The 22,418-nt window shown below is 55.3% G+C and carries 18 protein-coding genes; 8 read left to right on the top strand and 10 right to left on the bottom strand.

Features of this window, described 5'->3' with window-relative positions; translation table 11 throughout:
* Positions 1–13 precede the first annotated feature (13 nt).
* A complete protein-coding gene (glyS, locus tag JWG43_RS00335; protein ID WP_205240812.1) occupies positions 14–2,098 on the top strand; it encodes a glycine--tRNA ligase subunit beta in 2,085 nt (694 codons plus the stop codon).
* A 232-nt stretch (positions 2,099–2,330) separates the two neighbouring features.
* On the opposite strand, the gene JWG43_RS00330 is transcribed toward glyS, so the two are convergent.
* The 7 genes from JWG43_RS00330 to pdxH form a co-directional block, all read right to left on the bottom strand.
* A complete protein-coding gene (locus tag JWG43_RS00330; protein ID WP_205240811.1) occupies positions 2,331–2,726 on the bottom strand; it encodes a cytochrome c3 family protein in 396 nt (131 codons plus the stop codon).
* A 274-nt stretch (positions 2,727–3,000) separates the two neighbouring features.
* Complete coding sequence (gene ccsB, locus JWG43_RS00325; protein WP_205240810.1) at positions 3,001–3,846, bottom strand: c-type cytochrome biogenesis protein CcsB; 846 nt, start codon at positions 3,844–3,846, stop codon at positions 3,001–3,003.
* Positions 3,847–3,895: 49 nt separating this feature from the next.
* On the bottom strand, positions 3,896–5,248 hold the full coding sequence (gene resB, locus JWG43_RS00320; RefSeq protein WP_205240809.1) for a cytochrome c biogenesis protein ResB: 1,353 nt from the start codon (positions 5,246–5,248) through the stop codon (positions 3,896–3,898).
* Between the two features lie 294 nt (positions 5,249–5,542).
* Positions 5,543–6,799: a lactate racemase domain-containing protein gene (locus tag JWG43_RS00315; protein ID WP_205240808.1), complete on the bottom strand. Its 1,257-nt coding sequence runs from the start codon at positions 6,797–6,799 to the stop codon at positions 5,543–5,545.
* Positions 6,796–8,055, bottom strand: coding sequence for a (Fe-S)-binding protein (locus JWG43_RS00310; protein WP_205240807.1), 1,260 nt, complete (start codon positions 8,053–8,055; stop codon positions 6,796–6,798). The genes JWG43_RS00315 and JWG43_RS00310 overlap by 4 nt, the downstream gene beginning before the upstream one ends.
* Positions 8,056–8,291: 236 nt before the next feature.
* Positions 8,292–9,707, bottom strand: coding sequence for an FAD-binding oxidoreductase (locus JWG43_RS00305; RefSeq protein WP_205240951.1), 1,416 nt, complete (start codon positions 9,705–9,707; stop codon positions 8,292–8,294).
* A 50-nt stretch (positions 9,708–9,757) separates the two neighbouring features.
* Positions 9,758–10,396 carry a pyridoxamine 5'-phosphate oxidase gene (gene pdxH / locus JWG43_RS00300; protein ID WP_205240806.1) on the bottom strand — a complete coding sequence of 213 codons (639 nt, stop codon included), beginning with the start codon at positions 10,394–10,396 and terminating at the stop codon, positions 9,758–9,760.
* A 545-nt stretch (positions 10,397–10,941) separates the two neighbouring features.
* Here pdxH and JWG43_RS00295 point away from each other — a divergent pair.
* From JWG43_RS00295 to JWG43_RS00285, 3 genes are all read left to right on the top strand, one after another.
* Entirely contained in the window at positions 10,942–11,553 is a 612-nt protein-coding gene (locus JWG43_RS00295; protein ID WP_205240805.1) for a TetR/AcrR family transcriptional regulator, read from the top strand.
* Between the two features lie 344 nt (positions 11,554–11,897).
* Positions 11,898–13,058, top strand: coding sequence for an efflux RND transporter periplasmic adaptor subunit (locus JWG43_RS00290; protein WP_205240804.1), 1,161 nt, complete (start codon positions 11,898–11,900; stop codon positions 13,056–13,058).
* Positions 13,055–16,372, top strand: coding sequence for an efflux RND transporter permease subunit (locus tag JWG43_RS00285; protein WP_205240803.1), 3,318 nt, complete (start codon positions 13,055–13,057; stop codon positions 16,370–16,372). Before JWG43_RS00290 ends, JWG43_RS00285 begins: the two co-directional genes overlap by 4 nt.
* A gap of 65 nt (positions 16,373–16,437) precedes the next feature.
* Here JWG43_RS00285 and JWG43_RS00280 read toward each other — a convergent pair whose 3' ends face one another.
* Positions 16,438–17,265, bottom strand: a complete 828-nt coding sequence (locus tag JWG43_RS00280) for an SIR2 family NAD-dependent protein deacylase (protein ID WP_205240802.1) — start codon at positions 17,263–17,265, stop codon at positions 16,438–16,440.
* Positions 17,266–17,876: 611 nt separating this feature from the next.
* Here JWG43_RS00280 and JWG43_RS00275 point away from each other — a divergent pair.
* From JWG43_RS00275 to JWG43_RS00265, 3 genes are all read left to right on the top strand, one after another.
* Positions 17,877–18,656 (top strand): hemerythrin domain-containing protein, encoded by a 780-nt coding sequence (locus JWG43_RS00275; RefSeq protein ID WP_205240801.1) that lies wholly within the window; start codon positions 17,877–17,879, stop codon positions 18,654–18,656.
* 289 nt (positions 18,657–18,945) lie between these two features.
* Positions 18,946–19,746, top strand: coding sequence for an ATP-dependent sacrificial sulfur transferase LarE (gene larE / locus JWG43_RS00270; protein ID WP_205240800.1), 801 nt, complete (start codon positions 18,946–18,948; stop codon positions 19,744–19,746).
* A gap of 183 nt (positions 19,747–19,929) precedes the next feature.
* A complete protein-coding gene (locus JWG43_RS00265) occupies positions 19,930–20,202 on the top strand; it encodes an HU family DNA-binding protein (RefSeq protein WP_205240799.1) in 273 nt (90 codons plus the stop codon).
* A gap of 75 nt (positions 20,203–20,277) precedes the next feature.
* Here the strand turns inward: JWG43_RS00265 and JWG43_RS00260 are convergent, their stop codons facing one another.
* Positions 20,278–21,192 carry a DUF2156 domain-containing protein gene (locus tag JWG43_RS00260; RefSeq protein ID WP_240193282.1) on the bottom strand — a complete coding sequence of 305 codons (915 nt, stop codon included), beginning with the start codon at positions 21,190–21,192 and terminating at the stop codon, positions 20,278–20,280.
* Positions 21,193–21,271: 79 nt separating this feature from the next.
* The gene (locus JWG43_RS00255) at positions 21,272–21,607 is read right to left on the bottom strand and encodes a hypothetical protein (RefSeq protein WP_205240798.1); all 336 of its coding nucleotides are present in this window, start codon (positions 21,605–21,607) and stop codon (positions 21,272–21,274) included.
* Between the two features lie 459 nt (positions 21,608–22,066).
* On the opposite strand from JWG43_RS00255, the gene JWG43_RS00250 reads away from it, so the two are divergent.
* Positions 22,067–22,252 (top strand): ATP-binding protein, encoded by a 186-nt coding sequence (locus JWG43_RS00250; RefSeq protein WP_205240797.1) that lies wholly within the window; start codon positions 22,067–22,069, stop codon positions 22,250–22,252.
* The last annotated feature ends 166 nt before the right edge of the window (positions 22,253–22,418 follow it).

Here is a 22,418-nt window from a genome sequence, read left to right as displayed (position 1 = left end):
CCAACAGACTGCGATGAGTGAACTTCTTTTTGAGATTGGAACAGAAGAAATCCCGGCCGGATATATTCAGCCGGCCCTTGATGCCCTGGCCGCCGGTGCAGCCAGAAAACTTGAGGACCTCAACCTGGGCTTTGATTCCATTCGCACCTTTGGCACCCCACGTCGTCTGACGCTGGTAATAGGTGCTGTGCAGTCCCAACAGGAGGATCGACGGCAGGAGCACATCGGCCCATCGAAAAAAGCCGGATTTGATGCCGAAGGACGACTGACCCAGGCGGCCATTGGATTCGCCCGTTCCCGGGGGCTGCAGCCGGAGCAACTGCAGGTGATCTCCACGGCCAAAGGAGAGTATCTGCTGGCCGTGGAGGATATCAAGGGGCAGGAGACCATGGCACTGCTCCCGGCACTGCTCGAATCGCTGGTCCATGAGCTGGTTTTCCCCAAATCGATGCGCTGGGCCGATAAAAGCATGACCTTCGGGCGACCGATCCAATGGCTGCTGGCCCTGTATAACGGCAAGGTCGTACCCTTGGATCTGGAGGGAATGAAATCGGGTAACACTACCCGGGGGCATAGATTCATGGCGCCTGAACCGTTTGCGGTCAGCGACCTTGAATCCTACCTCAGCGGCCTGCGGGAACGTTTTGTCCTCGCTGATCCGGTAGAGCGGCGGGCGTTGGTGGTCGAAGCGGTACAGCAGGCAGTTGATACATACGGCGGTAATGCCGATGCCCGGCCGGTCCTGGAGGAGGGACTGGTGGATACTGTGACCAACCTGGTGGAATGGCCCTACGGTATTTGCGGACATTTTGACCGCAAGTTTCTGCGGTTGCCGCAGGAAACCCTGGTGACGTCCATGCGGGAGCATCAGAAGTATTTTCCCGTGGCCGGTGCCGACGGTAACCTGCTGCCTTTGTTTGTGGCGGTCAACAATACCGGGGTCAAGGACATGCAGCTCGCCGCCAGCGGCCATGAACGGGTGTTGCGGGCCCGCCTTGAAGACGGCCTGTTTTTTTTCAACGAAGATCGAAGACGTCCCCTGGTCGATCGCTGCGCCCAACTCGATGGCATTGTCTTTCAAAACAGGTTGGGCACGATGAAGGAAAAAAGTGAGCGGATCACCGCGCTGGCCGCAATACTCGCCGACCGCATTGCCCCGGATCTGCGGGAGGACGTCACCCGGGCAGCCAACCTGGCCAAGGCGGACCTGCTCACGGCCATGGTGGGTGAATTTCCTTCACTGCAAGGGATCATGGGGCGGGTCTATGCCCTCCGCGACGGCGAGAAAGCAGAGGTCGCCCAGGCGATTGAAGAGCATTACCAACCTCTGCGGGCCGGTGGGCATCCCCCTTCGTCACTGATTGGCGCCCTGGTCGGTCTTGCCGATCGGATGGATACCCTGGTGGGATGTTTTGCCATCGGTGAAAAACCAACGGGCAACAAGGATGCCTTCGGACTCAGGCGTCAGGCGATCGGGCTGCTCTCAATCATCCGCGGTCTCAATATTTCTCTCTCCATCAGGGATGCAGCCGAGTCCGCCTTGCAGGGGTATGCCGGCCTGATTACCGACGCGGCGGAAAAGACCGTTGCCGACGTGCTGGCCTTTATTCGCCTCCGGTTTGAAAATGAGCAGGTCGCTCGCGGTTTATCCCAGGAACTGGTTGAAGCAGCGACTTCAGTTGGATTTGATGATCCTGTGGACTGTCTGGCTCGACTCAATGCGCTTGATCAACTCCGCGGTCAGGAAAGCTTCCGTGTTCTGGCTGGCTCCTTCAAGCGGATTCGCAATATCATCAAGGACAATGCCACAACTGAAGTCAGTGCAGCCCTGCTCACCGATCCAGCCGAACAAGCCTTGTTTAACGCCCTGGAAGAGGTGCGGAGCAAGGCATTGCCGCTGCTCGGCACCGGTTCCTACCATGCGGCTCTGGATGTGATGCTGACCATGAAAGAACCGGTTGATCACTTTTTTGACAAGGTTCTGGTGATGGCTGAAGATCCGGCAGTTCGTCAAAACCGGTTGAATCTGCTGACCGCTCTGGGTGAGCTGGTCCTCCAGGTCGGCGATATTTCCCGCATGCATGTGGAAAAAGAATGAAAAAGAATGAAAAAGAATGACCAATCCACCAGTGGCGGATTACCTGGTCGAACAAAAAGGCTGCCCTGTTCCACAGGGCAGCCTTTTTGCGTTGCCCACAGCCGATGCGTGTCACGCTCGTTCGTGAGGGAACTCGAGAATTCCATGTGGAGTCCTCACAGATGCTTGAATCCGTGACGGCTGGACGCTTAATTTGGATATATCTTGCTATAATTGCAACGGAATCCAGACGCTATTTATGGCAGACGTTGCATCTGGCCAGCGCCGGGTCGGTTTCCCGATGACAACCGATACATTGGGCGTGGGCGGCATCCTTGAATGTACCGAGCCCTTGCGGCATATCGGCGGAACTGTTGTGACAGCTTTCACACCTGGCAATGTCGAGTTCTTCGGTGTAATCGATGCGGTTGCCGTCGGCATCAGCACCATGGTGGCAGACCCCGCATTCCATGCGGGCCTGATGGGCCCCATGTGTAAAGAAGGCCGTTCGTGGGGTTTTGGCCGGATCGATGGTGGATTCAAGGATCATTTCGTCCGGACCGGGGTCGGCAGTGGCGCTCGCCAGGCTGATGTAACCAATGGCGCAGCAACATGCCAGGACAACCCCATAGATCAATTGTTTTTTCATCTGCTCTCTCCTTCTCCTTGGTGTTTGCAATCTGATCAAAACGACAATCCGTCAAGAGCCCTTGCATCTCCGTGGCCGTTTATCGGGGGAAAGGCAAGGGGTGCACGGTTCGGAAATTGAAATCGTTTGTCTTTGCCCATAAGCCTCTTGCCGGACTTTCATAAGACAATTGCCGCGAAGATATAGCCTGCTTCCGGGGAGTTGTCAACGGAGGGCTTGCATCTTATACAGGATGATTCCTGCCGTCACGGATTCTGGAATCAGCTTGTCTGAGTTAAGCATAGCTGTGCAGGCCGGACAGAAAGAAATTGACCCCGAAGTAGAGAAAAAGAACGGACATGAAGCCAACAATGGCCATCCAGGCTATACGGCTGCCGCTCCAGCCCCGGGTAAAGCGGGCATGCAGGGTGAGCGCGTAGACAAACCAGGTGATAATGGACCAGGTTTCCTTGGGATCCCAGCTCCAATAGGTTCCCCAGGCCTCATTGGCCCAAATCGCCCCGGTGATGATGCCCGCTGTTAACCACAGAAAGCCGAGGACTATGGATTTATAGGTGAGATCGTCGATGACCTTGAGGTCCGGCAGAGCGGCCAGGCGGGAAGTATTCTCGCCTTTCCGGTTGATTGCGGCCTGCTTGAGCAGGTACATCACCCCCAGACAGAAAGCGACCGTAAAGGCACCGTAGCCGATGAAACAGGTGACCACATGGGCAATGAGCCAGTCCGACTGGAGGGCCGGGATCAGCGGGGTGATCCGATCATCAATTCGGGCGGAAAAAGAAGCATAGGCCATGATCAAGGCGATACAGGGCATGACAAATGTGCCCACGACCCGGATCTTGAACCTGAATTCCATCAACAGGTAGAGCAGGGCGGTGCACCAGGCAAAAAAGACCAGGGATTCATACATGTTGGTCAGGGGGGGCCGGCCAATGCCCATTAGATAGGATTCATACCAGCGCAGACCAATGGCAACAGTATGAACAAGAACCCCTCCCAAGGCAAGCAACATGCCGAGTTGGCCTGCCCGTTGACTTTTAAAGAGAAAAAGAACGAAGTAAAAAACGGTGGCAATGATGTAGGCGACCATGACGCCGCCGAAAAGTTGTGAACTGTCCATGGGAATCCTGCTTGGCAGCCAATGCTGCGCTGATGGGTGGTTCTCTATTTTATGTGTCTAACTTGCTTGCCAGGTTGTTCATCTTCTTTTCCAGTCCCTCCTTGTTCTTGGTGGTTGTCCCTGCGAAAAGAAGACGGGAGCCCTGGCCATCCGGCTGGATCAGCACATAGATCCGGCGATGGGACCTGAAAAAGGCTATATACAGACCTATGAGCATGAGCAGGCAACCGGTATACACTACCCAGACTCCCGGGTCTTTGGCGACCTGCAGTCCGGAGGCATACATTTGCCGTGCCTGAAAATGGTAGACGCCGGAAGGTCGCTCGATCCGCGCTTCCTGGCCGGCGGGCAGCCAGAAGATTGCTGGTTCGCCCTGGTTGTCGGTGAACCAGATTTTCAGCCTCTGGGTCACCTCACCACGGTTCTCCAGGTTGAGGATACCATAGCTGACTCCTGCTTCCTGCCAGGTTCTTTGTCGTTCCGGAGCAACAATTTCCGTGTGATCGGTTTCCCGTCCATCCTGGCGGATGCCGATAATGAAATTCTGGAGAGGCTGATAGCTCGCCTGGTAGAAGGTGATGCCTCTATGGATCAGTGGAGTGTTTACCTCGATATCCGCAGTATGCGCGGGTTGACCATTCTCGAAAATGGTGACACTGGATCGATAGGTTTTCGGCATGCCGTTGGGATAGTGTTCGATGAGGAAAGAATCTAAACGGAGAGCAAAACCTAAATCCAGCCGCTGGCGGGTTTTAAAGGCGGTGATCTGCTCGATGGTCTGGGATTCCGGAATCATCACCGAGCCTTTGAAGGCAAAAGAAGGGTTCTGGAGAATTTTTCGTGCTACCGCCGGTGACCCGATGAGTGCCCCGATCAGAATGACAAGGATGGACAGATGAACAATATAGACGCCGAATCGGGACCAGGCCTCTTTTTCGGCAAAGAAGAGGCGGCCGTTGTCCCGGTCGGTTGTTCGTGCCTGCCAGCCCTGGCCGCGAAGCACCCCGGCCACGTGCTCGGCGGCTTCTTCCGGAGATGCGGCAAGGGTTCTCTCCTGGCGGATCGGCAGTTTTTCCACTTGTTCCGTGGCCATGCTCAGCCCGTCCTTGCGGATGGTACGAATAACCCTGGGGATACGTTCCAGGCTGCAGACGGTCAGGTTGAGGGCAAAGACGGCAAGCAGGGTCAGAAACCACCAGGAATTATACATATCGGGAATATGGAGGAGCTGCATTATCAGCGCGGCTTTTTCTCCATACGCCTGGATATAAAACGATGGGGGGTTGTTTTGCGGAATGAGGGTGCCGATGATCGAGGTCGATGCCAGCAGAAAGATGAGAAACAGGGCAAGCTGCACCGAGGCCAGAAGGTCGATGACCGGATTTTTTTTCTTTGATGTCATGGGAGTGTCGTACCAGAAAATCTCAAAGGGACAGGGGTGGGGAACAAGGAAAGGGTGGTATCGGGAGTTCCGCCTTTAGAGTGGTGACCCACTCCGTGGGAGTTTCAGTGAAGGGTGCCTGCTGACCATTACCATTGTTTTTTGATCTTAATTTTTTGTTATTATTATAAATATAAGAAACAATGTATTCGTGCCCGGAATACTGTAAACAATCAGTTTTGTTCAGCATGCTGTCAAGTGGTCTTTTTAGCACGGAGGAACTGAACTATCAACAGGTAAACGGTCTTCTGTCCTTCATGCCTGCCCGGGATGTGCTGGGCCGCGGATGAGCATGGAAGCGTTGCGGATCACGGCCAGGGTGGATCGATCAGTGTCGATCAACTTTTGCATGGCAGTCCTGCTGATGGGGTTTATGCCCAGTTGTCGGCACAGAGACTGATCCAGGGTACTCATCAGATGGATGGTGATCCGTTGGCATTTGGCCATCAACGCCAATGCGGTTCCGCCATTGCCGCTGTAGTGGCGGGCAAGATGGATAAAGGCTGCCTGGTGTCCCCCCATCTGGAAATAAGGAAGAAAAGTGGTGGAACCAAGTCCATCGGCACACTCGGCCAGGACGATGAGAGTGCCCTTGTCCCGGACAAAGGCAGCCGCATTGTCGATGCTTTTGTGGGCCTGAATCAGGTTGATGTCCTTGGGATAACCTCCAGCCGATGCCAGCACCAGATCATAGCGGCGATCGTCAAGCGCCCGGTAATGGTCATCGTGATACCGGCATGCCTCAAGGAAAACGTCATAGGTGCGGCCGATGCGAAACGAGGCCATGGTTCCCCTGCTGTCGGGCAGGCCATGGATGGCGATATGGGGCGGCAACATGGCATGAATCTCGGCCAGATCCTCGGCAATCGGATTGCCTTCCAGCTGTCCTGCCCGGCAGCCGGGGTGGAGTCTCTGGCCGTCAAGGTCGAGAAAGAGACGATGATTGGCTTCGATCGCCCGACATTCGGCCAGCCCTGGAAAAAGGAGTTTGCGGCCACCGCCAAAGCCGGCGAAATAATGGTGCGAGATCGCGCCCACCGTCAGGATCAGGCTCGCTGCCATCAGGTCCCCGCGGATTCGGACCGGGGTGCCAAGTCTGGTTGTCCCCAGGTCAACGAAAAGGTCTGCCTGGTCAGCGCGATGATGGACAAAGGGGTAATCACCATAGGTCGAACCATAGGTGGCAAGAGATTCTTCCCGGTTTTGCGGGGCATGATTGCCGTAGGCTATGTAAAAAACTACTTGTTCCTGGTGAACACCGCGTTTGTGCAGGGCGGTCAGGATCAGGGGCAGGACGACGGGATAGTCGCAGCGTCTGGTCTTATCGGCCACCACGATGGCAACCTGCCCCTTGCCAAGGGCAGCGGGGAGTGCGGAGGCCAAGTCCTCCGTTAAGGAATCGGGCGTGAAGGTGTGGGGTGGCTCACGGACATCAAGCATGGTTGTGGTGGCGGGCAGGATCCACTCGAGGCTGCCGCGACCGTAGCGCAGGTGCAAGCGTGGCTGGGTCATGCCGGTCCCTCTCCGGACATGGCCTGGTCAATGAGATCCAGGGTATGAACCACTTTGACCGGCAGGTCGGCGCGGGTGATGATATCCTGCAACTGCAGAACACAGCCGGGACAACTGCTGGCAATGACCGAGGCCCTGGTGGCCTGCAGACCGGCCAGTTTGCGGTCGCCGATGGCCCGGCTGAGTTCGGGGTGGGCGGCAGTGAAGGTTCCGCCCATGCCGCAGCAGAGCCCCGCACCTTCCATCTCGATCAGCTCGACCCCCGGCAGGGCCTGAAGAAGCGCCCGGGGTTCACGGGTGATGCCCCGATTGCGCAGATGGCAGGGGTCGTGGTAGGTGACCCGGATGCGCCGGGGTGCTGCAGGTAAGGTGGCCAGGGTGTCCACCAGACCGGCCTGGACAAGAAAGACATGGATGTCCTGGACGGACGCACCGCCCGGAGAGCCGTGGATGACCGGCTGATCGGCCAGCATCCCGTGGCAGGTGGCGCAGGCGGTGATGATGGTTTTGGTCCCGTTCGACTTGAAGGCTGCCGTGTTGGCAGCGGTCAACTGCCCCACAAGCCTTTGGTTGCCGGTAGCAAGCGCCGGCATGCCGCAACAGCCCTGGGACCGGGGCAGAGCCACTGGATACCCCAGCCGGTTGAGCAGGCGGACCATGGCTTCGCCGGTTGCCGGATAAAGATAGGTCAGGGCACAACCGGCGAAAACACCGAGAACCGGCTTGTCCTCATCACCCGGCAGGAATTCCGGCAGTCGGTCAAAAAGAGTGTGTCTGGCAAGGGCGGGCACAACACGCTCTTTGAGGGCAGCCGGTGAGAAACGCAGGCGCAGGCCACTCTGGGTCGGGATTTTCGTAAAGAAAAGAGAAGAAAACAGGTTCGCGCTCCGCAGGAGGCCGCGCAGCAGTCGCTGGGATCCGGTGAATAGAGCCACACCCCGGCCAAGCGACGACAGGCCTCGGGCGGCGGTGATTCGTTCCCGCAGGGCGGCAACAAGGGCGTCGGCGGGCACCTGGTTGGGACATTTGGCGGCACAGGAACCGCAGAGCAGGCAGAGCCCCGCTTCCTGCCGTAACCGATCCTCGAGATCGACGGCTCCGTTCAGCACCGCTTCGGCCAGGGCTATTTTTCCTCGGGCCACTGAGCTTTCGCGGCAGGTCTCCAGGTAGACCGGGCAATGAGCCTGGCAGGCGCCGCAGCGGACACATTGGTCAATATGGTGGCGCAGGTCAGCAAGAGAGCTTGACACAGTCATGATTCTGAATCCGTGACGGCTGGAATCTTGTTATGGATATATCTTGTTGTACTCATCGTATAATTGCAGCTGAACCCTTGACAACACCGTTCATCAGGCGTCACGAATTCAGAATGATCCTGAATCCGTAACGGCTGGAATCTTGTTTTGGATATATCTTGTTGTACTCATCGTATAAGTGCAGTTGAACCCTTGCCAATATCTTTCACCAGCCGTCACGGATTCAGAATGATGGTTCAGGGGCGGGACGCGGAAAGACGATGTTCGTCTGCCGACTCGGGAAAGATTTTGCCCGGATTCATGATATTATTGGGGTCAAGGGCCTTCTTGATGGTCTGCATGCAGGCCAGGGTCGCGGGATCGAGTTCCATGGCAATGAAAGGGGCCTTGGCGGTGCCGATACCGTGCTCGCCGCTTACCGACCCGCCAAGGTGGACGGTGGCGCGGAAAATTTCATCGAGAACCTGGTCCACGGTTTCCCGCATGCCGATCTCGGCCAGATCCACCATGACATTGACATGGATATTGCCGTCACCGGCATGGCCGAAATTGACGATCGCCACCCCGTAGCGGGCCGCGATCGCCTCCAGTGCATGGATCATCTCCGGCACCTTGGAACGGGGGACGACAATATCCTCGTTGAATTTATCGGGGTTGAGAGAGCGGAGACTGGCACTGACACTGCGGCGTACCTGCCAGATCGCCTCGGACTCGGCCGTGGTCGCCGCGATGCTGGTGGCGAGTACATCAAGAGAGGCGATGAGTTCCCCGATATTCCCAACCTGTCGATCCAATGCCGTTTCCTCCCCGTCCACTTCGATAATCAGCACCGCCCGGCAGGCCGCGGGCAGATCCAAGGACGCGGTGCGGCGTACGCAATCAATGGCGGAGGCGTCCATGAACTCAAGGGTAGTGGGGATGATTTTACCTTGAATGATGGTGGAGACCGCGCGGGCGGCACCATCGATGCTGGCAAAGGCGACCAGCATGGTCTTGCGGCTTTCGGGCCGGGGCAGCAGACGAAGGATGATGCGGGTCACCACACCCAGGGTGCCCTCGGAGCCGACAAAAAGCCTGGTGAGATCGTAGCCGACCACATTTTTCATGGTTCGCCCGCCGGTATGGATGATGTCTCCCGAGGGCAGGACCACCTCCAGACCGAGGACATAATCCCTGGTCACCCCGTATTTGACACAGCGTGGCCCGCCGGCACACTCGGCGATATTGCCGCCCAGGGTGGAAAAATCCTTGGAAGCAGGATCAGGCGGGTAGAACAGACCCAGTTTTTCCACTTCGGCCTGCAGGCGACCGGTGACCACACCCGGCTCCACCACGGTGATAAGGTTGTCGGTGTCGATTTCAAGAATGCGGTTCATCCTGGTGAGGACGAGGACGATGCCACCCCGCACCGGCAGGCTGCCGCCGGTGAAACCGCTGCCGGCACCGCGAGGAAGGATGGGGATTTTTTTGGTATTGGCCAGGCGGACAATGCGGCTGACCTGCTCGGTGTTTTCGACGTGCACGACAACATCCGGCAGGAATTTTTGCCGGGTGGCGTCGTAGGCATGGGTGAGCAGATCAGTGGACTGGGTGGAGACATTGCCCTGCCCGGCAATGGTTTCCAGCATGCGCAGGATGTGGTCATTGACCATGGTTCGGTTTCCGGAGGTGGACTTGGCTGAATGGGGTGGCGAGGCGATCATCAGGGCGCCAGTCGTTGCAGATTCCAGCCGTCCCCATCACTCCGGGTATAGAGAAAGCGATCATGGAGGCGACTGGTTTGTCCCTGCCAGAATTCCAGGCTGGTCGGATAGACGCGGTATCCTCCCCAGAAATCGGGCAGGGGAATTTCTCCCTGGAGAAATCTGACTTTCATTTTTTCCAGTTCCATCATCAGCAGTTTTCTTGAACTCAGAATCGTACTCTGGCGGGAAATCCAGGCGCCTATCTGGCTGTCCCGGGGCCGGGTGGCGAAATAGCGGGCCGATTCAACGCTGCTGACTTTTTCAGCCTTGCCGATGATTTCAACCTGGCGTTCCAGTCTGATCCAGGAGAAGAGCAGCGCAACCCGGTGATTGGCGGCAATCTGCCTGGCCTTGCGGCTGCCATAGTTGGTGAAAAAGACGAAACCGTTGTGATCAAAAAATTTTAACAACACGGTCCGCAGGGTGGGCTGACCATCCACACCGGCCGTGGCCAGAGACATGGCATTGGGTTCCAGCATGTCCGAGGCACTGGCATCGGCAAACCAACGTGCAAATTGCCGAATGGGATCAGGGTCGAGCATGTCCCGGCTGAGAATCGGGCTCGAATATTCCTTGCGCAGTCCTTTGATGTCCATACGGCCTCTTTGCTGTGTTCCTGAATCCGTGACGGCTGGACTCTTGTTTTGGATCTATTCTATCTTGTTGTACTCATTTTGTAATTGCAGCGAAATCCTTGGCAACACCTTGCACCAGCCGCCCTTCGGGATGCTCATGGATTCAAGGGTGTTGTTATCCCCAGCGGAACGCTTGCTCCCAGCAAGATAAGCCGGACCGGTAGTCAGGTCAACACCATCCTGATATTTCCGCAAGAAAAATCGACCGTGGTCGATTTTTCTTGTTGTTTCTCTGGGTGGGGCCTGGTAAAAAGTCGACTCGGGTCAATTTTTCAGGGACCTGAATCCGTGACGGCTGGACTCTTGTTTTATATTATCTTGCTGTAATCATGTTTTAATTGGAGCGGAATCCTTGGTGCTGAATTTCACCAGCCGCCCTTCGGGGCATCCGTCCGCACGCCATCTTCATTGCCCGTAACCGTCCGATAAAGTGTCCATTAATCGAACGGCCACGAACAACGAAGCTGACGCACGGACGAACGCTCACGGATTCAGGAGGGAGTGACATGTCCGGAAAACGTGAGCAACGTAAACGAAAAACCAAGATCGCTATTCTCGAGGCGGCTGTGCGCCTGTTTACCGCCAAAGGCTACGAGCGGACCAGTATTGCCGATCTTGCCCGGGCTGCCGGGATCGGCAAGGGGACCGTGTATTCCTATTTCCGTAAAAAAAGTGAGATTTTCCTCGCTTTCTGCGAAGAGCAGATGGAAATAACCCGTGCCACTATTCTGGCGACTGATACCCCGGGCATGCCTTTACTTGAACGGCTGGTGGCCATCTACCGGGAAGATTTTCGCTTTATTTTTCACAACCCCGAGTTTGGCCGGATCCTGATGCGGGAAACCTTTTATCCCAAGGATTTTGCTCTGGAGGAATCGAGAAGAATCGATGAACGGTACATCGCTTTGCTGATTCCTCTGCTCAAACAGGCACAGGCAAGGGGAGAACTGCGGCGTGACCTCGAACTCACCCTGGTCCTTGGTCACCTCTACGGCCTCTACAACATGGTGGTGTCAGCCTGGTTTACCAAGCGGTTGCTCACAGAAGAAGATGTGCTCATGGCCCTGCACAGTCTTTTTGAGCAGGCTTTGCAAGGGTTGGCCCCGGTCCGAAAATGACAGGTGCCTGAATCCGTGATGGCTGGACGCTTGTTTTGGCTATATCTTGCTGTCATCATACTATAATTGCAGCTAAACCCTTGAGAAAAACTTTCAACAGCCGCCCTTCGGGGCATCCGTCCGCACGCCATCTTCAATACCCGTACCCGTCCGATGAAGTGTCCTTTCATCGAACGGCCACGAACAACGAAGCTGACGCACGGACCAACGCTCACGGATTCAGGGTACTGTTACCTCTATTCCCAAATTCCTCACTCCAAGTCCGCGGGCACATCATCTGCCGGCGCGCTGCGAGGCAGAACAAAATATCTCCTTTCCTGCCGGACACCCATGGATAACCGATCATGAAAAATGACACTTCCGGGCCACTGGCCCGACCTTCGTTCAAAAACAGACTCTTGTTGATGGTGTGGAGAAATCTGCCTCGTTGTATCCTGATCTTCCTGATTCTCCTCATTTTTGTCCTCATGGGCGCAGTGCAGAATCGAAAAATCGACCTGGAGGAGGAAAGAAGAGCCGCCCGCGTCGAGGAAAAGGTGCTGGTGAATGCAGTGCTGCTCGAGGTTCAACCCGAGCCCATCGAGGATGCCATGAACCTGCCGGGGACCATTGAACCCTGGGCGGGGCTCGAACTCATGGCCCAGGTAAGCGGGGTTCTGGTCGAGGTCAAGGTGCGGGAGGGTGATTTTGTCAAGGCCGGTCAGGTCCTGGCCCTTATTGAACCCGATGAGTATCGTATTGCCCTTGACGCCGCCGAGGCCGCCCATGCCCAGGCCGTGGCCGACTATGAGCGGAATCGAACCATGTATCGGGATAAGGTCATAGCCACCGCCGGTCTGGAATCCAGCGAGACTCGGTTGCGGCTTGCCACCGCGGAAATGGAGCAGGCCCGGCTGCGGTTGAGCCGCTGTACTATCACCGCGCCCATGGATGCGGTCATCAAGCGCCTGGATGCCAAGCTCGGGCTGTTTGTCGGTATCGGTGACCCTCTGGGTGAATTATTGCGCATCGATCGGCTCAAGGCCGTGGTCGGTATCCCTGAATCAGATGTGGATGCGGTCCGCCGTATCGATGAAGTCGGCCTCCATATCAAAGCACTGAAGAACAGGGCTCTGGTCGGCAAAACTCATTTTCTCGCCCCGGCCCCGGATTCCGGAGCCTATCTCTATCGGCTGGAACTGGCCCTGGAAAACCCCGACTATGAAATCCTGCCCGGTATGTTTATCCGGGCCCGCATCGTTAAACGTCGAATCGATGACGCCCTGAGCGTGCCGCTCTTCAGCGTGATCAGTCGCAATGACGAGCAGTTTGTCTTTATTGCCGAAGATGACACAGTGCGCAGGCAACCGGTTCGCCTCGGGGTGATCGAGCAGTGGCGGGTGGAGATCGTCGAGGGCCTGCAGCCCGGCGACCGGGTGGTGGTCGAGGGGCATCGTGATGTCGAGGACGGGCAGCAGATCAATGTCATCAAGGTGATGACCGATCCCACCGAGCGCCTGCTATGATCATCTCCGATACCGCTGTCAAGAACAGCATCGCCGTGGTGGTGCTTGCGTGCCTTATCCTTGTTTTCGGGACCTACTGTTATCTGGTGCTGCCGCGTGAGAGTGAGCCGGATATCACCATTCCCAACGTTTTTATCTCCACCGAATACCGTGGTGTTTCGGCTCCGGATATCGAGACCGGGGTCACCGTTAAGATCGAGAATAAACTCAAGGGGCTCGATGGCCTGAAAAAAATCCAGTCCATCAGTTCCGAGGGTAATTCCTCCATTAACATCGAGTTTGTCACCGGGACTGATATTTCCAAGGCCCTGCAGGATGTCAAGGACAAGGTTGACGAGGCCATGGGGGACCTGCCCACCGACCTGGATGAAGATCCTTCGGTCTTCGAGGTCAATTTTTCCGAACTGCCCATCGTAATTTACTCCCTGTCCGGCACCTGCGGGATGCCCTGTCTCAAAAAAATTGCCGATGATCTCGAAGATGAGATCGAGGCGATTGTCGGTGTTCTTGAAGTCGATGTCACCGGCGGCCTGGAACGGGAAATCCGGGTGGAGGTCTCGCCGGAAAAACTCAGTTATTACGGCCTGAGCTTCATTGATCTTCGCGATGCGGTGCAGCGTGAAAATCTGAATACTTCCGGCGGTGTCTTCCGTCTCGGGGCTGGCCGGTTCCTGCTCAGGGTTCCAGGAGAATTCACCAGCCCTGAAGAGATTTTCTGGCTGGTGGTTGGTACCCATCAGGGGCAGCCGGTGTATCTCAAGGATGTCGCCCAGGTGGTGGACAGCTTCAAGGAAGAAGCCAGCCGTGCCCGGCTCAACGGACGCGAGGCGGTGAACATCGCGGTGAAAAAACGGACCGGCGAGAATATCATTGCCATCAGCCGGGAAATTGATCGGGTGATCGATATACAACGATCCAACTGGCCCCAGGGCACGGAAATCACCAAGGTTCTTGACAAGGCCAAGGACATCAACATCATGGTGGCGGACCTGGAAAACAATATCCTTTCCGGTCTGGTTCTGGTCCTGCTGGTCATTTTCTTTGTCATGGGGCTGCGCAATGCCATTCTGGTCAGCCTGGCCATTCCCTTTTCCATGTTGATCAGTTTCACGGTTCTCTACGCCATGGGCATCACCCTTAACATGGTGGTCCTGTTCAGTCTGACTCTGGGGCTGGGTATGCTGGTGGATAATGCTGTTGTCATTGTCGAAAATATCCACAGGTTCATCGAGCAGGGGGCTTCACGGGTCGATGCGGCGATGAAAGCGACCTCGGAGGTGGCCTATCCCGTCATCTGCTCCACGCTGACCACTCTTTCCGCGTTTGTCCCCATGCTCTTCTGGTCGGGGATCATGGGGGAATTCATGCGTTTTCTCCCCTTGACGCTGATTGTGACCCTTTCTTCCAGCCTCTTTGTTGCCCTGGTGATCAACCCCGCCCTGGCCTCGCTGTTCATGGAAGAGAAACAGAGACCGGATACCGGTCGGTCAGGGCAATCCGCGGCACTGTCGGTGGAAAGTCCGGTGGCTATCAACACCTTTCTTCTCCGCCACTACGATCGTCTGCTGCGTTTCTGTCTCACCAGGCCCCTGGCGGTCATCGGGTCGGCATTTGCGCTGCTGGTGGTTATGGTGCAGGGCTGGCTGCTGGTGATCGGACTGGAGAAACCGGTGGAATTTTTTCCGGATATCGATCCCAAGGGGATTTACGTCAATGTTGAAACTCCGGAGGGTGCGGATCTCGAGTATATCGACCAGGTCTTGCGTCGGGTCGAAATGGCGGTTGCCGGAGCTGATATCGGCACGGTGGTTGCCGATGACTTTGACCGCGACGATTATGAACGTACCCTGCGGCCCAGGGATCGTGTCAACGCCTCCGGTGTGCCCTTCAGGGGGCCCGGGGACCTGGAAAATATCGAGATGGTCTACACCAAAGGCGTGGTTTCCCCCGGACCGGGTTCAGGTTTTGAGGCCAACGCCCCCAACCATGTCGGCGTCCGTTTTCTCGATCTGCAGGATCGTCTGGAATCCTCGTATCGTACCGTGGAGACCATCCGCGAACGTATTCAGACCATACCCGGTGGCATCATCACTGTGGCCATGGAAGAGCAGGGGCCGCCCACCGGAGCAGCCATCAACATAGAAATTGCCGGCGATGATTTTGCGGTGCTGGGAGAGATCGCCAGAAGAATTCGGGCTATTCTCGTTGAAATCCCCCATGTCAAGGATGTGCGCGATGATTTCAACGAGGGAACACCCTCGGTGCAGGTACGGGTCGACCGTCAGAAAGCGGCTTTGTTCGGCCTGACCACCGACAGCATCGGTTTCGCTCTGAAAACCGCCTATAACGGCCTGGATGTCTCCACCTTCCGGGAGGGTAACGAAGACTTTGATATCACCGTGCAACTGGCCGAGGAAAATCGCCAGGTGATGGATGTTCTCAATGAGTTGATCATTCCCGCTCCCAGCGGCCATCTGGTGCCCCTTTCCACCCTGGCCGAGGTTCGCTTTGCCGGTTCCATCGGTGATATCATTCGCATCAATAGTGAGCGGGTGGTCACGGTCAAGGCCAATGTCGACGAAACGATTACAACTGGTCCGGTGGCCAGGGCCAGTGCCGAAAAGTTGCTGGAAACCCTGCCGCTGCCGCCGGGATACAAGGTCACCTTCACCGGCGAGTTCGAGTTTCAGCAGGAATCCGAGGAGTTTCTTGCCAAGGCCTTCATTGTTGCCTTACTGCTCATCTTCCTGGTCCTGGTTGGGCAGTTCAACTCGGTCAGCCAGCCCTTTTTGATCATGACCTCGGTGCTTCTGTCTCTTGGCGGGGCCTTCCTGGGTTTGATGCTGTTTCGCCAACCCTTCGGCATCATCATGACTGGTGTGGGCGTCATTTCCCTGGCAGGCGTGGTGGTCAACAACGCTATTGTCCTTATCGATTACACCAACAAACTCCGCGCCCGGGGTTTTGCCCTCAAGGAAGCGGTCGTCAGGGCCGGTGCCACTCGTCTGCGACCGGTGCTCCTTACTGCCGTGACCACTATTCTCGGATTGGTACCGATGATCACCGGTGTGTCCTATGATTTTCATATCATGGCCATTTCCTGGGTGAGCGAATCCAGCTTGTGGTGGCGTTCCATGGCGGTTGTGGTGGTTTTTGGCCTGGTGATCGCCACCTTCCTCACCCTGGTGGTGGTGCCATCGATGTACTATCTGCTGGCACGAAGCCATGAGGAGTTGAGCCTGTGGTCCACCCGGATACGCCGGTGGTATTGGGATCTGTTTGCCCGACTCTCAGGAGAAAACCTGAATCCGTGACGGTTGGACTCTTGCTGTGGATATACGCTCACGGATCCAGGACCCTGAGTCCAGCCGTCATGGATTCAGATGTCTGCGGTCATGGCATCGAGCATGGCGGGCAAGGCCGTGGCACTCGATTCCCGGATAAAGAAACCCTGCCCGCTGCGTTCCGCCAGTTGGGCAAAGGGGTTGGTGTCGATATTGACATCGATGATAATACCACCGCGCTGGAAGACTTGGCGGGCTACCTGGTTGGGCAGGTTGGTGGCACCGGCGGTGCCGACCACGATGAGCAGAGCAGTTTCTTCCGCCGCCTTCAGTGCGCTGTAAAAGTGGAAATGGTGTTCGTTGTAGTATTCGTCGAAAAGCAGGATGTGGGGTCGAGATTGCGCTTGGCACAGGGGGCAGCGCAGATAATGCCGGTCGCTTTCGGTAAGGCTTTCTTCGTTTGACTTGGCCTCGACCTCTGCCGGAATGGGATAGATGGCATCGCTGCATTCCAGGGAACAGCGCATGTAATCGACATTACCGTGGATCTGGTACGTGCGGGCCAGACTGTTGCCGGCGCGCAGGTGCAGGCCGTCGATATTCTGGGTGACAAGGGTGAAGCGGTCGCCAAACCGCTCTTCCATGTTCACCAGGGCGAAATGGCCGGGGTTGGGGTTCGCTCGCCGACAGACCCCCATGCGGTACAGATACCATTTCCAGACTTCGTCCGGCTGGTAGGTAAACATTGCGAATGTGGCCATTTCCTGGGGATGGTACACTTTGGACCCCACTGTCCAGTAGCCTTCAGGGCCGCGAAAGGTGGGAATTCCGCTTTCCGCCGAGATTCCGGCACCCGTCAGCACGGTGATCCTGCCACTGCCTCCGGCTACGTCCCGAAGGACCTTTCGGATTTCTTCCCGCATACAACATCTCCTTTGATCAAGGGTGAGGTAATTGATCACCTGTGCCCATTGTTGCACTGGTACGACTGCCGGTAGTGAGGGGCTCTGGCTGACAGTCGCGTCTACTTGAATCCATGACGGCTGGACGCTTGTTTTGGATATATCTTGCTGTAATTATTTTTTAATTGTAGCGAAATCCTTGGTAATAAATATCACCAGCCCCTTCGGGGCGTACGTCCGCACGATTAAGGATCCAGGGTCTGGATAAATCTGATGTCCTTTGACCGCTTACGAGGGGCATGACAAACAGCGCAATTTCACCCCTCCGGTGAACGAGTCCAGGGTGACCGTTCGGGCGGGAGGACCCTATTTCTTCTCCGTTTGTTTCATTAAAGAGAGTAAACGGATTTTTCAAGCTAATTCGCATGAGCAGAGATCAGGCCCGTTGGTTCTTTTTTGACATTTGCAGCCAGGTTCTTTACACTTTTCCAGGATTAACTGCAATGAACGGCTGATTGGGTCATCACGCGCCTTGTACTTGAACAGGGGGTGCAAGGCCGGACCGGTTCCGGCAACTGCTTGACAGTGTGATGAAAAAAACCCACGGAAGCAATACAAATCAGGGAGTGAGGATGAAAAAACGAAGAACGTGGGACGCCGACCTCAATGTCGGGGTCGGCATCATCGACAATCAACACAAGATTATTTTTGATCTCATCCATGATCTTGACAACGTCACTCGTGCCTCGGCGGACAGAAGGGTCGCTGACACGCTTTTTGATGTCCTTGAAAACTATGTCTACAGACATTTCGAAGCAGAGGAGGAACTCTTTCACCTGCACGAACAATCAATGTCCCACAGTCTTGAGCATTATGATCTTGTCAAGCAGTTCCGCAAATTCAAGTTAAGCTTTCGCAATAAGAAAGATCCCGGGACCGAAATCTCCACTTTCCTTGATACCTGGTTCATGGACCATATCAAAAGCAGTGATATCCCGCTGTTCATGCAGATGGCCGGGGGAAGCATCGACTTGGAGCAATCCGGCGGCAAGGTCGATGCATACCCCTATGAGTTCAAGGAACGCCGTCGGTCCAAACGCATCGTGCGGAACAAGATCACGGATAGCGAAATCGTTGCCGCCTGTTATAACACCTCGACTCTGCGTAACAGTACCGCCACGATTGTTGACATCAGCCTGGGAGGAGCACGGTTGCAGACTCCTGTGGAGCATGCTGTCGGCGACCTGTTGATCATCAACTGCACTATTGGTAAAAATTTTCACATACAGGAAAAGGTCCGTGTTAAAAATGTTGACACTTCTTTATACGGTACTGAATTCATCTCCCTGTCTCCAGCTACGGAGAAATTTCTGGTCGAGCTGTATGGCGCGGTTCACCTCGGCAATTTTTAACTCTGAATCCTGACGGCTGGCCATTTGTATTGGATATATCCTGCTGTAATCAGATGATAAGCAGTGGCATCCTTGATACGACCTTTCACCACCGCTCTTCGGGGGCGTTCGTCCACGCGTCAGCTTTGATTGCCCTGTCCAGCCCGATCCTTATTCCTGCTGCTTGCAGGATTCGTCCGGTCTGGTGTATACAGGAAAAGGATCCGATCCATGCCTCGGTCGGAGGCAAGGCGATCCATGCATTCGAGACCAGTCGAGCCATTTGGGCCGCGACAGGAGGTACTGCTGCTTGCATCTTGATGATAAAGCTCAACGGTTACGCTCCATATTACAGGGGTACCGGCGGGTGGCAATTGCTTTTTCCGGTGGTATTGACAGCTCACTGCTGGTGAAGTGCGCCCTCGATACCCTGGGGGCAGGCAATGTCCTCCCTCTTTTTGGCCGGTCCGAACTGCTTAAATCAGGAGAAATCGAGCGGGCAGAAAGCTGGCCGGTCGACAACGGATATCCCAGAGGGGTCGAGTTGGAGGTTGTTGATCTGCAACCCCTCGCCTGGAAGGAGTTTGTCAACAACTCCGAAGATCGTTGTTATCTCTGTAAGCTCCGGATCTATACATTGTTCAGACAGCGGATGGAAAAAGCGGGTTTTTCTCTTCTGCTTGATGGGACCAATGCCGACGACCTCAAGGACAGGCGTGCCGGACTTCGCGCCATTCATGAACTGGGGGTGAAAATGCCCTTGGTTGCAGCCGGTTTCAGTAAAGCCGATACCCGTGAATACGGTCGTCGTCTCGGACTGAGCAACTGGGAGCATCCTTCCTCCTCTTGCCTGGCGACCAGGATCCCCTCGGGGATGATGATCACCAGCCAGCGACTTCGACGGATTGAGGCCTGGGAAAAGGGTATGGAAAAGTTCGGCTTGACTGGTTGTCGGGTCCGGCTGGCCAAAGATTGCGAGGATGTGGTCCATGTCGAGGTCGCCGGATCGGATTTCGATCTTCTGCTCAATTCAGGTATCAGGCTCTCCATTCTGCGTTTTATGCGAAACAACGGGGTGAGGAAAGTGTTGCTGGACCTGGAGGGACGCTGACGGCTTCCGAGGTTCTTTTTCAGACCGGGAACGGCCCCTGGTCAAGGCCCAGGCAAAGAGAGGCATGGTTTTTTCTTTGACAAAGATTTTTTTTTTTATTTTAGTTTCGAGGTTATCGGAAGAAGCCGCGTCAGGAACTGGCCTGACTGTTACAGGCAATGTTAAAACCATTGGGAGGGAAGAATGAATAAGAAGGAACTGGTTGAGTTCATGGCGGAGGCTGCGGAAATCAGTAAGGCTGCTGCCGAGAAGGCGCTGAATGGAATGCTTATCGCTGTATCCGATGCCCTGTCCAAGGGAGACAAGGTCACGCTGGTCGGTTTCGGAACCTTTTCCACAGTCAAGCGCACTGAGCGCAAGGCGAAAAACCCGCGGACCGGAGCGGTCATCGAGATCCCCGCCAAAACGGTCGCCAAGTTCAAGCCGGGCAGTAAGCTGACGGACGCGGTCAACTGAACAGTTCTCTCATTGGAGAAAACACCAATAGCCGGCCAGGTGCCGGCTATTGGTGTTTTCAGCCCTTTCCCGCCGTTACCGGGCAGAATCCGGAAAAGTCGAATCCTGCGCACGCGCCAGAAATTTTTTAATGAATCCGGATGGTCTGTAGCTGAGCTTGGCCTGTCGTAATCCCTGATCGCCCAGATCCTGCTCCCGATTGATGGTGGTATAGATTTCCGGCAGAACACCGGCAAATGACTGGTTGATGAACTGGTATAATCCCTTGAACCCGGCCAGCGCTTTTTCAAAATGAATGACAAAACAGGTGCCATCGGCCGATTCTTCTCCCAGGACATAGGCAACGGGTCGCTCCGCCACCCGGTAGAGTCCACCGCAAAGCTGTAACTCCTCCATCTTTTCCAACCCTTCACGGGCTGCCTCGTAATCACCAGTCTGCCCGGTTTCCCGGCGCCAAGCATCGAGAACGCTCAAGGCTTCACCACGGTATTCCTCTCGCAGCGGCAGAGCTGCATATGGGTATGATTGGACAAAGGTTTTGACGAGGTTACGTTTTTTGTGATAATTGCGGCCAGCCAATGCGGCCAGGTCCTGTCGCTGATAGAGATAATCAAAGTTGTCTCGATCCTCCCGCACTGGATAACCCAGGCTGTGCAACATTTCTGCCTGGAGGACAGTGGCTGATTTCATGAGCAGATGATCAGTGAAGAGGCGGTCCAGCAGCCCTTGTTGAGGAAGGCCGAAAGGCAGCATGAAAAAGGAGACCCGGTCGTCACGTCCCAGAATGACCACGGTACCGTCGCTCAGCATCGATAAGGTGTATTGATGTGTTCGGCGGAACAGATACAGATTGGCAAAGGTGAATTCGGAGATTCCTTCCTGAACCTGTTTGAAAAGCGGATGCAGTGCAGGCCTGAGCGACAGGCTGGGAGGAGTGCTTTGAGGATAGAGAGGAAGCATGGTGACCTGGATCCGTGAGCGTTCGTCCATGCGTCACGAGTTCAGAAAGAGGATAGTGTCCAGTGGGACAGAGGAGTAGGGGCCAGAGCCGTTACTGAAGAGGCACGGGTTACCCCTGACTGCCAAGAACCTTGGCTATGATCATCTCTTTGGTGTATTGGTCGGGTTCCGGTGTTTTCCAACTGATGAACTGATTGCTCACCCGAAAGTAATCGCCGTGGTCATTCTGACATTGTTCACAGATGGATTCCGCGTTATCCCGATACATGATGATCTTGCTGGCGGGTTCTCCTGATTGATTGATCGCCGCCATTTTTCGGCATCCGCAATCCAGGCGGATCACCGCCACGCCGACGGCATCCGGACTGCCTTCAAGGATGCCTTCGACCATGGCTTGTTCACCTTTCTCGGGTGAGGCGGCGGGAGGGATAAATTTTTTTGCCATAATACTGTGTCACCTTTGCTGAAGAGTATTTGTCAGCTTATTTGTACCTTTGTTTGCGGCAAGATCAAATAAAAATTTGCAAACTATTATCCTGCTCTGCCCTTTTTGCAGTCGTCATCGCATGCACTGTGCACGCCCGATTCTTTGCCTGGTTATGGATCCGTGACAGCCGGCCTCTTGTGTTTTTTCATTTGACCCGAGTTATGAAGATCAATGTCACCCGGTTTCTGGCAACTGTGCAGAATCATGGTGCGCCTTTACTGTCTGTTGTTCGCTTCCGGTGAGCGTTGGCCGGGAATGGGCGTACCTCCGCGGGTGGGTGCGCACAATAATTTGTCTTGACAAACCATGGGCTGTCCTATAAAGGAAAACGACTTTTAGGTAGTCTTGTCCCTTCCTGCCACGGCAGGAATAGACCGTATTGCAGTTCTTATTTTTTTTTATTCTGGAGGTTGTGCCATGTGGGAAATCGTTGTTGATAAAGATAAATGTTCCGGCGATGAAGAATGTGTCAACGCCTGTCCTACCCAGGTTTTTGAAATGCAGGACGGCAAGGCCGAGCCGGTCAACGCCGACGAGTGTCTGGGGTGCGAGACCTGTGTCGAGGTCTGTCCGGAAGGCGCGGTGACCGTCACTGAGATGTAACATACCGGACTCGTTCTTCGGTCGAGAATCAATCAATAAGCCCATCCCTTTGAGGGATGGGCTTAACTTGTTTTAAGAGGATCAAGGGGTCCACTGCAATTATAATATAATGACAGCAAGATATACCCAAAACAAGCGTCCAGCCGTCACGGATTCAGGGAGATGC

It is taken from the genome of Desulfobulbus alkaliphilus (assembly GCF_016918545.1).
GTDB classification, from domain to species: Bacteria; Desulfobacterota; Desulfobulbia; order Desulfobulbales; family Desulfobulbaceae; genus Desulfobulbus; species Desulfobulbus alkaliphilus.
This window is presented reverse-complemented; position numbering and strand designations above follow the sequence as displayed.